The 14,140-nt window shown below is 72.5% G+C and carries 15 protein-coding genes; 5 read left to right on the forward strand and 10 right to left on the reverse strand.

From position 1 onward, the window contains the following. Positions 1 to 96: 96 nt before the first annotated feature. From HC031_RS11670 to HC031_RS11685, 4 genes are all read right to left on the reverse strand, one after another. The gene (locus HC031_RS11670) at positions 97 to 702 is read right to left on the reverse strand and encodes a CYTH domain-containing protein (RefSeq protein WP_167925266.1); all 606 of its coding nucleotides are present in this window, start codon (positions 700 to 702) and stop codon (positions 97 to 99) included. 1 nt (position 703) lies between these two features. Further along, on the reverse strand, positions 704 to 1,924 hold the full coding sequence (locus HC031_RS11675) for a radical SAM protein (RefSeq protein ID WP_167925267.1): 1,221 nt from the start codon (positions 1,922 to 1,924) through the stop codon (positions 704 to 706). 78 nt (positions 1,925 to 2,002) lie between these two features. Beyond that, positions 2,003 to 2,770 (reverse strand): enoyl-ACP reductase FabI, encoded by a 768-nt coding sequence (gene fabI / locus HC031_RS11680; protein WP_167925268.1) that lies wholly within the window; start codon positions 2,768 to 2,770, stop codon positions 2,003 to 2,005. A 30-nt stretch (positions 2,771 to 2,800) separates the two neighbouring features. Further along, complete coding sequence (locus tag HC031_RS11685; protein WP_167925269.1) at positions 2,801 to 3,505, reverse strand: 3-oxoacyl-ACP reductase FabG; 705 nt, start codon at positions 3,503 to 3,505, stop codon at positions 2,801 to 2,803. Between the two features lie 606 nt (positions 3,506 to 4,111). Here HC031_RS11685 and HC031_RS11690 point away from each other — a divergent pair. Continuing rightward, on the forward strand, positions 4,112 to 5,035 hold the full coding sequence (locus HC031_RS11690) for a DUF5996 family protein (RefSeq protein ID WP_167925270.1): 924 nt from the start codon (positions 4,112 to 4,114) through the stop codon (positions 5,033 to 5,035). Positions 5,036 to 5,074: 39 nt separating this feature from the next. Here the strand turns inward: HC031_RS11690 and HC031_RS11695 are convergent, their stop codons facing one another. The 3 genes from HC031_RS11695 to HC031_RS11705 form a co-directional block, all read right to left on the reverse strand. Next, on the reverse strand, positions 5,075 to 6,025 hold the full coding sequence (locus HC031_RS11695; protein WP_167925271.1) for a VWA domain-containing protein: 951 nt from the start codon (positions 6,023 to 6,025) through the stop codon (positions 5,075 to 5,077). Further along, a complete protein-coding gene (locus HC031_RS11700) occupies positions 6,022 to 6,954 on the reverse strand; it encodes a DUF58 domain-containing protein (RefSeq protein ID WP_240942386.1) in 933 nt (310 codons plus the stop codon). Before HC031_RS11700 ends, HC031_RS11695 begins: the two co-directional genes overlap by 4 nt. Before the next feature lie 85 nt (positions 6,955 to 7,039). Further along, positions 7,040 to 8,119: an AAA family ATPase gene (locus HC031_RS11705; protein ID WP_167925413.1), complete on the reverse strand. Its 1,080-nt coding sequence runs from the start codon at positions 8,117 to 8,119 to the stop codon at positions 7,040 to 7,042. Between the two features lie 478 nt (positions 8,120 to 8,597). Here HC031_RS11705 and HC031_RS11710 point away from each other — a divergent pair, with 478 nt between their 5' ends. Together HC031_RS11710 and HC031_RS11715 are read left to right on the forward strand one after the other, a co-directional pair. Continuing rightward, positions 8,598 to 9,095, forward strand: coding sequence for a PH domain-containing protein (locus HC031_RS11710; RefSeq protein ID WP_338090604.1), 498 nt, complete (start codon positions 8,598 to 8,600; stop codon positions 9,093 to 9,095). Continuing rightward, entirely contained in the window at positions 9,092 to 10,570 is a 1,479-nt protein-coding gene (locus tag HC031_RS11715) for a PH domain-containing protein (RefSeq protein WP_338090605.1), read from the forward strand. Before HC031_RS11710 ends, HC031_RS11715 begins: the two co-directional genes overlap by 4 nt. On the opposite strand, the gene HC031_RS11720 is transcribed toward HC031_RS11715, so the two are convergent. After that, positions 10,474 to 11,481, reverse strand: coding sequence for a phosphatase PAP2 family protein (locus HC031_RS11720; RefSeq protein ID WP_167925273.1), 1,008 nt, complete (start codon positions 11,479 to 11,481; stop codon positions 10,474 to 10,476). The genes HC031_RS11715 and HC031_RS11720 overlap by 97 nt on opposite strands. A gap of 326 nt (positions 11,482 to 11,807) precedes the next feature. Here HC031_RS11720 and HC031_RS11725 point away from each other — a divergent pair, with 326 nt between their 5' ends. After that, positions 11,808 to 12,203 (forward strand): thioesterase family protein, encoded by a 396-nt coding sequence (locus HC031_RS11725; RefSeq protein WP_240942406.1) that lies wholly within the window; start codon positions 11,808 to 11,810, stop codon positions 12,201 to 12,203. Further along, positions 12,200 to 13,027, forward strand: coding sequence for an MBL fold metallo-hydrolase (locus HC031_RS11730; protein ID WP_167925275.1), 828 nt, complete (start codon positions 12,200 to 12,202; stop codon positions 13,025 to 13,027). The genes HC031_RS11725 and HC031_RS11730 overlap by 4 nt, the downstream gene beginning before the upstream one ends. Before the next feature lie 14 nt (positions 13,028 to 13,041). Here the strand turns inward: HC031_RS11730 and HC031_RS11735 are convergent, their stop codons facing one another. Together HC031_RS11735 and HC031_RS11740 are read right to left on the reverse strand one after the other, a co-directional pair. Next, positions 13,042 to 13,548, reverse strand: coding sequence for a hypothetical protein (locus HC031_RS11735; protein ID WP_167925276.1), 507 nt, complete (start codon positions 13,546 to 13,548; stop codon positions 13,042 to 13,044). A gap of 11 nt (positions 13,549 to 13,559) precedes the next feature. Then, positions 13,560 to 14,138, reverse strand: a complete 579-nt coding sequence (locus HC031_RS11740) for a hypothetical protein (RefSeq protein WP_167925277.1) — start codon at positions 14,136 to 14,138, stop codon at positions 13,560 to 13,562. Positions 14,139 to 14,140 lie beyond the last annotated feature (2 nt).

Below are 14,140 nucleotides of genomic sequence, written 5' to 3' on the forward strand. Positions count from 1 at the left end.
CGCTGACAGACCCGTTGAACGCCGGTGGGTCCGCTTCGTCGAGCCTACCGCCGACAGCGGCGCACCCGCCCGGATCACCGCCGCCCGAGGGGAGTCCTACCCCGCGGTCCCGAACGTCAGCGCCGTCGTCGTGCGGCCCTGCTCCCCCAGCCACCGCAGCGCCAGGTCGCGGTAGCTCAGCGGTTCAGCCGGGCCGATGGTCGCCCCGAGGGACCGCCTGACCTCGGCGATGTCGTCGCTTTCGCCCTCGAGCTCGACGAAGTGGCCGAGGCGGGGCAGCTCGTCGAGGCAGACCACGATGGACAGCCCGGGTCGGTGGTACTCGCGCCGCCGCTTCTGCAACCGCCAGACACACACCAGGCCCTGCTCGGCCAGCGCCGCGCGCACGTCCTCGGCGTCCGCGGCCGGCAGCTCCACCTCGATCCGGGCGTGCGAGCCGTCCGGCAGGAACGACCGCGGTCCCTTGAACCCGGCCGTCACCTGCCCGTCGACCACGCGCAGCCGCAGCACCAGGTTGGCCGCGCCGAGCAGCCCGACCGGCGTGTCGTAGTACTCGTCGGCCTGCAGCGACACCGGGTCGGCGCGGAACCCGAGCCGGTCGAGCACGGCGAGGACCGCAGCACCGTCCCGGATACGGTGCTTGCTCTCGGTCTCCAATGCCCCGGCCGCCACGCCCATCCCGCCGACTCTGGTCGACGCCACCTCACCGCTCCGGCGGGAACGGCTGGATGCTCCCGTTGAGGTACCGACTCACGTGCTCTACCAGGTTGACATGGCGGCGGAAGGCCGCCACCACGTCTGTCCGGGAAGAGACAGGGCCGGCGATCCGCAGCTTGCCCCCGAACTCGCGCTCGACGTACAGGTCGCCGCGGCTGCCGATCAGCAGCACCGAGTTGGGCGCCCGGTGGGTGCCGGTGACCCTGATGTTGAGCGGGAGCCCCTCCCGCGCGGAACGCGCCACGAGCCGGGCGAGGGTGGGCAGCACGTACGGGCCTGGACGCAGGTCGCGGTTGCGGGGCAGGGCCGCCTTACCGGCCGGCACGACCACGTGCAGGACCCAGTTGCGCACGCCCAGCGCGATGAGGCCGTCGCGCATCCCGCACAGGGTGTCGAGATCCTCGTTGCCCGCGGTCACCACGGTCTGCACGGTCGTGGCCAGTCCCGCCGCGGCGGCCTCGGCCAGGGTGCGCCGGGCGCACGCGCCCGCGCTGCCGCCCGCCGGCAGGTACCGCCGGTTGATCGGCCGCAGCCGGTCGTTGCGGTTGGTGTCGAGACTGTCCAGCGAGACCCGTACGTGCACCCCGTACTCGCACAGCACCGGCAGCACGGCGTCCAGGTCACCCACCCCGGAGCTGTCCAGGACGACGGCCTTGCCCGAGCGCGCCAACTCCCGTACCAGCACCGCGGTGCGCGCCGGCCGGATCAACGGCTCGCCGCCGGTGACCACCGCGACGAGGGCCGGCACGCGCGCCGCCATCTGCGCCACCCGCCACGGCTCGTCGTCGCTCTCGGTGTCCCGGTACGCCTGCATCAGGTCGTCGGCGTGGCAGTACCGGCACCGGAGTGGACAGTGCGCGGTGGCGAAGCAGTTGACCACGAGCGGCTGACGCACGACCGGCGGCCCGTCGAAGGTACCGAGAAGCGACGTGCCGAAGTGCGGGCGCTGCGGCGTGGCCGGCTCCGTGGCGACGATGCCGAACTCCGCCAGCAGGCGCACGACGCCGGGCTCGGCGGCCGGGACCGGATCGCCGCGCGCGACCGCCGCCACGATGCGCGCCGGGGCACCGCCGAGAGCGAAGAAGTGATCGCGGTCGGGGACGTACGCGACGACGCCGAACGGCTCCTCACGGGTCACGACGCGGTGCGCCGGCGCCACGGTCGGCGCCGGCGGCGTCAGGCCAGCCGTGGCCGGCGGGCGCGACACACCACTCCCCTCCACGCCGAGGGTCAGCTCAGGGTGACGTGTACGAACTCGCCGGATGCGGCCGGACTAAACGTCGGCTCACGCGCCGATCGCGTGGTAGCCCCCGTCGACGTGGACGATCTCCCCGGTGGTGGCCGGGAACCAGTCCGACAGCAGCGCCAGGCAGGCGCGGGCGGCCGGCTCCTGGTCGGTGAGGCTCCACCCGATGGGCGCCCGGGTGGTCCAGGCGTCCTCGAACTGCTCGAAGCCCGGGATGGACTTGGCCGCCATGGTCCGCAGCGGCCCGGCCGACACCAGGTTGGCCCGGATCCCCTTCGGACCCAGGTGCAGGGCCAGGTACCGGTTGGCCGACTCGAGGCCGGCCTTGGCCACGCCCATCCAGTCGTACACCGGCCAGGCCTGGGTGGCGTCGAAGGTCAGGCCGACGACCGCGCCGCCCGGGCTCATCAGCGGCAGGCACGCCGTGGCGAGGGACTTGTACGAGTACGTGGAGACCTGCAGCGCCGTGGCCACGTCCGCCCAGGGCGCGTCGAGGAAGCCGCCGCCGAGGCAGCTCTGCGGCGCGTACCCGATGGAGTGCACGACGCCGTCGAGCCCGTCGACGTGCTCGCGTACCTTGTCGGCCAGCCCCTCGAGGTGCTCGGTGTTGGTCACGTCGAGCTCGATGACCGGCGCCGGCTTCGGCAGCCGCTTGGCGATGCGCTCCACGAGCGACAGCCGGCCGAACCCGGTGAGCACCACCTCGGCGCCCTCGTCCTGGGCAATCTTGGCGACGGAGAACGCGATCGACTGGTCGGTGATGACCCCGGTGACCAGCAGGCGTTTTCCGGCGAGCAGTCCTGACATTCCAACCCCCTACGTGAGTACGGCGAAGCCTCAGTGCCCCATGCCCAGGCCGCCGTCGACCGGGATGACCGCGCCGCTGATGTAGCCGGCGGAGTCGCTGGCGAGCCACGTCACCACCGCCGCCACCTCCTCGGGCGCGGCGAACCGGCCCAGTGGGATGGCCTCCCGGTACGCCTTCTTGCGGTCGTCGGGCAGCTCGGCCGTCATGTCCGTCTCCACGAAGCCGGGCGCTACGACGTTGGCGGTGATGTTACGGCTACCCAGCTCGCGGGTGATCGACCGCGCGACGCCGACCAGGCCGGCCTTGCTCGCCGCGTAGTTGACCTGTCCCGGGCTGCCGTACAGGCCGACGACCGACGAGATGAAGATCATACGGCCCCATTTCGCGCGCAGCATCTTGCCGGCGGCCCGCTTGGCGCACCGGAACGCGCCGGTGAGGTTCGTGTCGACGACCCGGGTGAACTGCTCCTCGCTCATGCGCAGCAGGAGCGTGTCGTCGGTGATGCCGGCGTTGGCGACGAGCACCTCGACCGGCCCCAACTCCGCCTCGACCTTGCTGAACGCCGTGTCGACCGCGACCGGGTCGGTGATGTCACACACCACTCCGTACAGCCCGTCCGGCGCACCGCCGCCGCGGTGCGTCACCGCCACCCGGTCGCCCTGCGCGGCGAACGCCTGCGCGATCGCCAGGCCGATGCCGCGGTTTCCGCCCGTGACCAGTACCGTGCGCGCCACGGTGCCCCCTCTTCGTCAGTTGCCGATCGTGTGCCCCTGGCACCGGAGACTATGTGCTACCGGTGGGTATACAGAAGTCGGGCGTCATACCCGTGTCACGCGGCGCGCCACCCCCGGGTGTACGATGATGCCCGCCTGTGGCGCGCTTGTGCGTGCCCACTTTCCGACCGGCCCGACCTTGTGGAGGTGATCGCTGTGCGAGATAGCGATCCTCCGAGTCGTGGCCGGATCCGCGTCACCATCTGACGCATCTCCGTCGCGCCCTCCTACGCCCCTCCACCCGGTGGGGCGTGCCGGCACGTGGACCGGATGTCCACCGTGTCCGGCGAGGCCTGACGCGACGCCGGCCACGGCTCGAAGACCCCATCCGGTCGCACCCGCTGCCTGAACTTCGGAGCCGTCGATGAGCCGTTACCTCGCCCCGCTGGGCTTCACGCTCGCCACCCTCTGGGTCGCCGTCATCTTCGTGTTGCTGAGCGCCCGCTGAGTTCTGTGCGCGCCCGCTGAGCTCTGGGCGCGCCCGCTGAGCGCCTCGGGCGCCGTTCGACGTACGCTTGAACTGCTCGGATTACCGCTCGTACCACCGCGATCGGTGTGGAGGGCGTCATGAGCGGAGCGACCTCCGCCGGGGTATGGCCCCGGCTCCCGCTGTCGGAGTGGGCGGACACCCGCGACACCCTCCACCTGTGGACGCAGATCGTCGGCAAGGTGCGGCTGGCGCTCGAACCGATGGTCAACCACTGGTGGCAGGTCCCGCTCTACGTGAACGCGGTCGGTCTGACGACCGCCCTCATGCCGTACGGCAATCGCGGGCTCGAAGCGATCTTCGACTTCCACCGCCACGTCCTCGACCTGCGGACCACCGACGGCCTCCGCCGGACGGTCGCGCTCGCGCCGCGGCCGGTCGCGGACTTCTACGCCGAGGTGATGGGGCGGCTGGCCGAGCTCGGCGCCCCGGTCCGGATCTACCCACGGCCGGTGGAGGTGCCGGTCGAGATCCCGTTCCCCGACGACCACGAGCACGCCAGCTACGACCCGGAGTACGCCCACCGGTTCTGGCTCTCCCTGGTCCACACGCACCGCGTCTTCACCGAGTTCCGGGGCCGGTTCAGCGGAAAAGTCAGCCCGGTGCACTTCTTCTGGGGGGCGTTCGACCTCGCCGTCACCCGGTTCTCGGGGCGGGTCGCGCCGCCGCACCCCAGCGTTCCCTACACCGCCGACCGGGTCACGCGGGAGGCGTACAGCCACGAGGTGAGCAGTTGCGGGTACTGGCCGGGCGGCGCGGACGAGGGCAGCTTCTACGCGTACGCGTACCCGGAGCCGCCCGGGTTCCGGCGCCGGCTCGTCGAGCCCGCCGCCGCCCGCTACGACACCGACCTGGGCGAGTTCGTCCTGCCGTACCGCGCCGTACGCACATCGGCGGACCCGGACGCGACGCTGCTCGCCTTCGCGCAGTCCACCTACGACGCGGCCGCGGACCTCGCCGCCTGGAACCGGGCCGCCCTGGAGCGGGCCGCGGTCCCCGCCTAGCGGGCCGCGGGTCCCCGCCTGAAGCGGGGACGGGGCGAGTCAGGGCAGCCGGGACGTCCACAGCAGACTCATGGCCGCCGCGGCCAGCGCGAACAGCAGCGCCGTCCCGACGTACCACTGGGTGACCTCGCGCGGCTTGGTCCGGTAGCCGATCGAGCTGCCCATGTCCTGGTAGACCTGCTTGAGCTCGGCCGCTGACGCCGCCTCGTAGAAGTGGCCCTTGGTGGACTCCGCCAGCTTCTGCAGCGACGGCCGGTCCACCGGTACCCGCTGCGCCTGGCCGTCGATCTCGATCATCCCGGTGTCGGTGCCGAACGCGATGGTCGAGACCGGTACGTTCGCGGCCGACGCCGCCGCGGCGGCCTCCTCGATGGACCGGCCGAACGTGCGGTACCCGTCGGACAGCAGCACGATCCGTGCCGGCGGCAGCCCCTGCGCGCCGTCGGCCGGCACGCTGCGCAGCGCCTCCAGACAGGAGAAGACCGCCTCGCCGGTCGCGGTGGACTGGGCCAGCTGCAGCCCCTGGAGGCCCTGCTCGATCGCCGCCCGGTCCTTCGTCGGCGAGACCAGCACGTTCGCGGCCTTGGCGAACGCGACGAGGCCGACGTTGAAGCTCGGCGGCAGGTTCTTGACGAACTCGTTGGCGGCCTGCTTGGCGGCGCCGATACGGGTGGGTGTGACGTCGGTGGCCTCCATCGACAGCGACACGTCGATGGCGAGCATGATGGTCGCCCGTTCCAGCGGCTGCCGGGTGTCGACCGACGGACGGGCCATCCCGGTGGCCATCACCAGCAGGGCGACCAGGAACGCGCCCGCGGCAAGGTGCCGGCGCACCCCGATCCCCCGCGGCGCGAGCACGCGCAGCAGGTCGACATTGGTGAAGCGCACCGCGTACGCCTTGCGCCGCCACTGGCGCCACACGTACGCGCCGGCCACGGCCAGGACCGGAAGGACGGCCAGCAGCCACCACGGCTCGAGGAAACGGATCATCGGGTGGTCCCCCTGGTGCGGGCATGGCGTTGAGCGGCGACGAATCGCACGATGTCGAGCATCCAGTCGGAGTCGGTACGCAGCCGCAGGTGCGCCGCGCCCGCGCCGCGGATCGCGCCCGCGATGGCGGCGCGCTGCGTGGCTGCCGCCGCCGCGTAGCGTTCCCGCAGCCGCCGGTCGGCGGTCTGTACCTCGTGCATCTGTCCGGTCTCCGGTTCGACGAACGCGATCACCCCGACGTCGGGCAGGTCCAGTTCACGCGGGTCGAGCACCTCCACAGCGAGGACGTCGTGGCGTACGGCGAGCTTGCGCATCGGCCGGGCCCACGACTCGACCGGCGCGAGGAAGTCGGAGATGACCACGGCCATGCCGCGCCGGCGCGGTGGCCTGTTCAGCAGGTCGACGAGCGCGCCGAGATCGTCACGGCCGGCCTTCGCCGGGGTACCCGCGATCTGGCGCAGCAGGCCGTTTGCCTCCTTGCGACCGGTGCGGGCGGGCAGCCGTACCCGGGTGTCGCCGGTGCCAACCACGGCGCCGATGCGGTTGCCGCCCCGTACGGTCAGGTGCGTGATCGCCGCCGCCGCGGCGACGGCCAGGTCCCGCTTGAGGCAGCAGGCGGTGCCGAAGTCGAGGCTCGCCGACAGGTCCACCGCCAGCCACGTCTCGAGTTCCCGGTCGGCGACGGTCCGGCGCACGTGCGGCACGAGCGTCCGGGCGGTCACCGGCCAGTCCATGCGGCGCACGTCGTCGCCCGGCCGGTACTCGCGGGACTCCCCCGCCTCGGTGCCCGGCCCCGGCAGCAGGCCCAGGTAGTCGCCCTGCAGCAGCCCGTCGAGCTTGCGGGTGATCAGCAACTGAAGGCGGCGCAGGACCAGCTCGGCGCGGGCATCGTCGAACGCCGAGCCGGCCGGAGGGAAGCCGGGACTCATCCACACTCCTCTTGCCATGATCCTGAAGGATTTTCCGTGTCCGGGCACGGAAAATCCTTCAGGATCATGAGAGCGGCGGGGTCGGTCACGCCGGCCTCCCCGGCCACGTCGCCGGCGGCTGCGGGGCGGCGTTCTGTCGCGGCGCGACCGTCGGCAGTGGAACGGCGGCGAGGACCCGGTCGACGATGCGGTCGGCCGGGATGTCGTCGGCGAGGGCGTCGTACGACAGGACGAGGCGGTGGCGCAGGATGTCGGGGGCGACGTCCTGGACGTCCTGGGGCAACGCGTAGTCCCGCCCGCGCAGCAGCGCGAGGGCCCGGGTGGCGCGCACGATGCCCAGCGACGCCCGCGGGCTGGCACCGTACTGGATGAGCTGCGCGACGTCCGGCACGCCGTACTCGACGGGCGAGCGGGTGGCCAGCACGAGCCGCACGGCGTAGTCGACCAGCGCGTTGTGCACGAAGACCTCGTCGGCCTTGCGCTGAAGGCCGACGAGGTCCGCGGGGCTGAAGATGACCGAGGGCTCCGGCGGGGCCACCCCCATCCGGTACACGATCTCGCGCTCCTCGGCGTCCGTGGGGTACCCGACCTGGATCTTCATCAGGAACCGGTCGCGCTGCGCCTCCGGCAGCGGGTACACGCCCTCCTGCTCGATGGGGTTCTGGGTCGCCATCACCAGAAAGGGCTGCGGCACCGGGTATGTTTCGCCGCCGATCGACACCTTCTGCTCGGCCATGACCTCCAGCAGCGCCGACTGCACCTTGGCCGGGGCCCGGTTGATCTCGTCGGCGAGCAGGAAATTGACGAACACCGGCCCCAGCTCCACGTCGAACTTCTCGCTCGAGGCCCGGTACACGCGGGTGCCGACGATGTCGGCGGGCACCAGGTCGGGCGTGAACTGGATGCGTGCGAAGGTGCCCCCCACGACCCGCGCAATGGTCTCGACGGCGAGCGTCTTGGCCACCCCGGGCACGCCTTCGAGCAGGCAGTGGCCGCGGGCCAGCAGCGCCACGAACATGCGCTCGATCATCCGGTCCTGGCCGACGATGACCCGCTTGACCTCGAACAGAGCCCGCTCGAGCAGCGTCGCGTCCTGCGCCGGCGTGGTTGGCGTACCCGTAACGGAGGGCGGTTCGCCACTCGACTCGGACGGGATCGCGGGCATGGTCGATTCGGCCACCGGTCCTCCACAACTGCCAGACAAGCTAACGATCGCATCCAAGCCTCGCATGAACGCACACGTGATCGCGCCGGGGCACCCGGACGTGCCCGCTGACCGGCCCGCCGAGAGGGTCTACCGAACAGCGGAGACGGGTAGACATTCCCGGGGGACCCGAGGGTACGATTCACCCGTCGCCGGGCGGCTTCCCCCGTGGTCGCCCGGCGCTTTACGTCTTCGAGGCCGCTGGCAGACTGCACATCGTGCCGCCAGACAGCCCGCAATCCCTGATCTGCTCCGCGAGGGGCTGCAAGGAAGCCGCCCGATGGGCGCTGCGCTGGAACAATCCCCGTATCCACGCCGAGACACGCCGTAAGACCTGGCTGGCGTGTGACGATCACAAAGCAGGACTTGCGGAATTCTTAAGGATCCGCGGGTTCCTACGCGAGGTCGAACCCCTGTCCTGAGCAATAGGCTCAGGCCTGTGACGCAGGCCATCGCCCTCGAGCCGGCGCCGGACACGATCGCCTGGCGGCGGGTGTCCGGGCGCCTGATCGTGATCGAAGAGCTTCAGGTGCTCGCCAGCACGGTCGTCGTCGTGGCCGCCAACCTCGCCGCGCGGCTGTTCGTCCACAACCGCGTCCCGCTGCTCGTCGCCGGGCTCGCCGCCGCGATCGGCCTGGTGAGCGCGGTGGTCGTGCTGCGGTCGGTGCGCACCTGGCGGTACGCCGAACGCGACGACGACCTGCTCGTTCGCCACGGGCTCTTCCTGCGCAAGCTGTCCATCGTCCCGTACGCCCGGATGCAGTTCGTGGACGTCACCGCCGGCCCGTTGGAGCGCGCGTTCGGGCTGGCCACGGTCACGATGCACACCGCCGCCGCGGCGAGCGACGCCCGCGTGCCCGGCCTGCGGGCGGCGGAGGCGGCGCGGCTGAGAGACCGGCTCTCGTCGCTCGGCGACACCCGCTCGGAGGGCCTGTGAACGCCGCGCCGACGACGAACGCCACGACGGCGGACACCGCCAGGACGGCGGACGTCTCCACGACGAGCGCGGACGTCTCCACGACGAGCGCGACCGTCGCCGCGCCGAGCACGGCCGTCGCCGCGACGGCCGGCGACGCGCCGATCACCGAGATCGCGGTCGCGCCGGTCGAGCCACGCCATCGCCTGCACCCGTTGACCCCGCTGCTGCGCGGCGTACACGTGCTGGCGATCGTCATCGGCATCTTCTCGTGGCAGGGCTACCAGCAGCTCGGTCCGCTGCGCTGGGCGCTCGGCTCGGCCGGGGTACTGGTCGTGGCGTCCGTGCTCGCGGCGGTCAGCTGGTACACGACGGGCTACCAGGTCCACGGGCGGGAGCTGCGGATCTCCGAAGGTCTGCTGTGGCGGCGGACCCGGGCGATCCCGCTGGAGCGGCTCCAGACCGTCGACGTGGTCCGTCCCCTGCTCGCCCGCCTGACCGGGGTGGCCGAGCTTCGCCTGGAGGTCATCGGCTCGTACCGGGCGGAGGCCCCGCTGGCCTACCTCAGCCTGCCGGTCGCGTCCCGGCTGCGCGAGCACCTGCTGTCGCTGGCCGGCGGGCGCGACGGCGCCACCGCGGGGCCGCCGGCCGAGCGGATCGTGCACCGGGTCCGCAACGGCCGGGTGCTGCTGGCGCAGCTGCTCACGCCGCACACCTGGTTCGTGCCGCTGGGACTCGTGGTGGCCGTGCTGCCCTACCGGAGCCAGCAGGGCTGGAACCTGGTCGCCGTCGGCAGCCTGCTCACCGCGGTCCTCGGCGTGGTGCAGGTGCCGCTACGCCGCATCGTCGACGACTGGCACTTCCACATCCGCGAGGACGAGGCGGGCCTGCGGTTGTACCACGGGCTGCTGAGCACCCGCAGCCAGACCGTGCCCCGCCCGCGCATCCAGGCGATCGGGGTGACCTGGCCGCTGATGTGGCGGCCGCTGGGCTGGCTACAGGCCCGGATGGACGTCGCCGGATACGGCGCCTACGACCGGGAGGCCGGCAAGCACGCGAGCCTGCTGCTGCCGGTGGCCGACCTCCGGACCGCCCACCCGGTCCTCGGCGCGGTGCTCGGCGCCGAGCTGCTGGCCCCGCCGCTGGTTCCGGCGCCGCGCCGCGCCCGGTGGCTCGCCCCGTTGCGGTACCGGCTGCTGGCCGTGGGCCACGACCGCGAGCTGGTGTACGCCCGGGACGGCTGGCTGGTCCGCCGCCTCGTCATCGCCCCGCTGGCCCGGGCGCAGAGCGTACGGGTGGTGCAGGGGCCGATCCAACGGCTGCTCGGGCTCGCCGACGTCCACGTGGACACCGCCGGCCGGCTGCACGTCGTCGGCGAGCACCGGGACGTGGACGAGGCCTACGCGTTGGCGGCGACGCTCGCATCGGTGGCGCGCGCCGCCCGGGCCCGGGAGATGGGTGCCCACCACCGCTCCGCCAGCGCGGCGACGCCGTAGACCACGCCGACGTAGGTCCAGCCCATGAGCACGTCAATCATGTAGTGCTCGCCGCTGTACACCAGCGTGAAGGTCATCGCGAGCGGGTACGCCAGCAGCAGCGGCCACCACCGGCGGCGCACCCGCGGCATGAAGAACACCACGACGAACAGCGCGAACGCCGTGTGCAGGGACGGCATCGCGGCGACGGGGTTGGACGAGTACTGGCCGGCGTTGATGACGTTGCCCGCGCCGTGCAGCCCGATGGCGTCCCAGGCGCGGGTGGAGCCCCTCGACACCGGGGCGATCAGCCCGTACCGCCCGGCCCACCACGGTGGCGCGGCCGGGTACAGGAAGTAGGTCGCCAGGCCGGCGGCGGACAACAGGATCCAGCGGATCACGAACGCCGCCCACCGTGTCCGGTCACGCAGCCACAGCACGACCGCGACGACCGGGGTGACCACGAAGTGCGAGAAGTACACCCAACTGGCCGCCACGTCCCACCAGTGGATTCGGTCGGGGTCGAAAAGGTGGTGCTGCAGCCACAGCGTCGGCACCACCCCGCCGGTCAGCCAGCCGAACATGCCGCGGTCCGCGGCGACCATCTCCATCGCGTGCGGCGTCACGCCCTGGTCGGCGAAGCCGCGCGACAGGTTGTAAATCTGTAACAGCAGGACGACTCCGACCCAGTCCCGACCGAACCGCACGTGGTCGCGCCAGGGCCGGTTGATGCCCCAGGCGACCGCGGCCAGCCACAGCCAGCCGAACGTCAGGATCGGATCGGTCATGGGCAGGCCGAGCAGGAGCCACCAGGCGGTGAAGCCGGCGGCCCACAGCAGCATCGCCACGAGGCGGCGGCGTTTGTGCTGGGTGGAGGACCCGGATGCCCGGTCGTCGGGGGTGCGAGCCTCGGGACGGAACGTGAGCGTCATCGCCCACCAGGCTAATGGCGTCCTCCCGGGCGGTCACAGCAACTCCCGGTCTGGACCACCATGAGCCGGACAAATACCCTATGACTGAGATCCGAACATCCCACCCATCCTCAACCGATCGGGCCAGCTTTCGGCCCGGCGAGGGGTCGCCAAAGGTGGCGAACTCGTGGCATCGACCTGAGGCGACGGCTTACGCTGCCGGTATGCGCCCGGATGACCAGACACCCGAGACCCTGTCGCCAGCCGGGGGCGCGGCAGCCCCCATCGACGGCCAGCCGGATCCCGCGGTCGGCCAGCGGCACCTCAGCGGCGGATCCAACCGCGCGCTGGAGGCCACCGGAGGCTGGGTCGGCGCGGCCAGCCGGGTGCAGTTGACCGTCACGGACGCCGACACCGCACAGGCGGTGGGCTCCGGGGACGTTCCCGTGCTGGGCACCCCGCGCGTCCTCGCGCTGGTCGAAGCCGCGACCGTCGGCGCGACGGCCAACCGGCTGCCGCCCGGCGCGACGACCGTCGGCATCCGCGTCGAGCTGGACCACCGGGCGCCCACTCCGGTCGGGCGCACCGTCGTCGCCGAGGCCCGGTTGGCCAAGGCCGACGGCCGACGGCTGACGTTCGAGGTCATCGTGCGCGACGGCGACGCCGTGGTGGCCGACGGCCGGGTCGAGCGGATCCTCGTCGACCGGCACCGCTTCGTCGAGCGGGCCTTCGGCGAGGGATGACCGCGTTCACCGAGGTGGCACGGGACGTGTACGTCCTGCGCTACCCCGTCCTCGACGTCAACGCCAGCCTCGTCGTCGGCGCCGACGCCGCGCTGCTGGTCGACACGCTGTCCACCGACGCGCAGGCGCGGGAGCTGCGGGAAGCGGTCCGGGCGGTGACGTCGTACCCGCTGACCGTGGTCAACACCCATCACCACTTCGACCACTGCTTCGGCAACGCCGTGCTCGCCGCCCCCGACCGACCGATCTGGGCGCATGAGGAGGCCGCCCGCCTGCTGGGCGAGGAGGCGGCACGGCTGCAACGGCAGTGGTACGCCGAATGGGTGACCGCCGACCCCGACCTCGCCGCCGGGCTCGCGGCGGTGACGGTTCGGCCGCCGGACCACCCGGTGCACCTCGAGGCGACCCTCGATCTCGGTGACCGGCAGGTGGTGCTGCGTCACCTCGGTCGCGGGCACAGCGCGGGTGACCTGGTCGTCCACGTCCCCGACGCCGACGTCATCATCGCCGGCGACCTGGTCGAGGAGGGCGCGCCGCCGAGCTTCGACGACGGGTTCCCGCTGGAGTGGCCGGAGACGCTCGTCAGGCTCCTGGAGCTCACGACCTCGGCGACCGTGGTCGTGCCCGGGCACGGCGCGACGGTCGGTCCCGCGTTCGTCCGGACCCAGCACGCCGACCTCACCACCCTCGAGTGGCTCATCCGCGACGGGCACACCGACGGCGCCACCGTCGACGAGGTGGTGACGCGCGCGCCGTTCGACCCGGACGCTACGCGCGTGGCCGTCCGCCGCGGCTACGCCGAGCTGTCGGGCCGGGTCACCTGAGTACGGGGTGACCGTCAGAGCTCCAGAACCCGGTCCAGGAACGCCCGGTACCGGCGGACCGCGACCCGCAACCGCTCGGTGTCGGCGTCGCCGGGCGCCCCGAGCTCGTCGCGCCGGGCGGCGACGATCGCCGCCAGTTGCTCGGTCGCTTCGGTGACGAGCGCCTCGGCGTCGCGTACGGCGGCGTTGGGATCGTCGACGAACCGTAGCTGCACCTGCCGCCACCTGCCCCGGAAGTCCTGCGCCGCGTCGTCCGACCACAGCCGCGCCGACCCGGCCGGCACGGCCGGCCGCTCAACAGGCGAGGTCGGCGCGGCCGGCGAGACCGGTGCGGCCGGCGAGACCGGTACGGCCGGCGAGGTCGGCGCGGCCGGCGAGGCTGGTGCGACCGGCACGACCGGTTCGGTGTCCTCGGCGTCGGCGGGGTCGCGCTCCCACCGGATCGACGCGTCGTCGTCTCCGGCGGTCCGCTGCGCGAGCGCCGTGTCAGCGCCAGCCGCGGGGTCAGACGTGCTCGACATCGCTGCTCCTCTCACCGGACGGTCGGCGCGGCGGGACGACGCTCGGACGCCTGACCGGCCGAGGACCCGCCGAGCAGGTCGGCGAACAGTGCCCTGAAGTGCACCAGCGCCTGGCGCAGCCGCTCGGTGTCGACCTCGCCGTCAGCGGTGCGCCGACCGACCTCACGGGCGTCCCGGTAGCGCTGAAGCGTCCGCGCGTGCTCGACCGACAGGTGGGCCGTCAGCTCGTCGAAATCCCCGGTCGGGTAGCCGCGCTCGGCGATCAACCGGCTCAACAGCTTGTCGGCGGCGTCGACGGCCTCGACCGGCGTGTCCACGAACCGGGCCTGGATCTCCTCCCAGTCGGCCTCGTACCGGGCCCGGGACTCCTCCGACAGCGGACGCAGGTCGAGCTGGGCGTGCCGACGCACACGCTCCCGCAGCTCACGTTCGGCGGCCCGCCGGTCGTCGCGCTCGGCCACGAGGCGGTCGTACTCGGGCCCGAATTGGCTGCGCAGGGACCGGCGCCGCGCCGCCATCACCACACCGGCGGCGACCAGCGCCACCGCTATCACCACAACGACGATCACGACTATCTGGACGGGTGACATCC

The sequence above is a fragment of the Planosporangium thailandense genome (assembly GCF_011947195.1).
Lineage (GTDB): Bacteria > Actinomycetota > Actinomycetes > Mycobacteriales > Micromonosporaceae > Planosporangium > Planosporangium thailandense.

Coding starts and splice junctions, on each gene's coding strand:
- HC031_RS11735 (WP_167925276.1), bottom strand. CDS start 13,548: ATGTCGAGCACGTCTGACCCCGCGGCTGGCGCTGACACGGCGCTCGCG.
- HC031_RS11705 (WP_167925413.1), bottom strand. CDS start 8,119: ATGCCCGCGATCCCGTCCGAGTCGAGTGGCGAACCGCCCTCCGTTACG.
- HC031_RS11690 (WP_167925270.1), top strand. CDS start 4,112: ATGAGCGGAGCGACCTCCGCCGGGGTATGGCCCCGGCTCCCGCTGTCG.
- HC031_RS11700 (WP_240942386.1), bottom strand. CDS start 6,954: ATGAGTCCCGGCTTCCCTCCGGCCGGCTCGGCGTTCGACGATGCCCGC.
- HC031_RS11720 (WP_167925273.1), bottom strand. CDS start 11,481: ATGACGCTCACGTTCCGTCCCGAGGCTCGCACCCCCGACGACCGGGCA.
- HC031_RS11740 (WP_167925277.1), bottom strand. CDS start 14,138: ATGTCACCCGTCCAGATAGTCGTGATCGTCGTTGTGGTGATAGCGGTG.
- fabI (WP_167925268.1), bottom strand. CDS start 2,770: ATGTCAGGACTGCTCGCCGGAAAACGCCTGCTGGTCACCGGGGTCATC.
- HC031_RS11695 (WP_167925271.1), bottom strand. CDS start 6,025: ATGATCCGTTTCCTCGAGCCGTGGTGGCTGCTGGCCGTCCTTCCGGTC.
- HC031_RS11730 (WP_167925275.1), top strand. CDS start 12,200: ATGACCGCGTTCACCGAGGTGGCACGGGACGTGTACGTCCTGCGCTAC.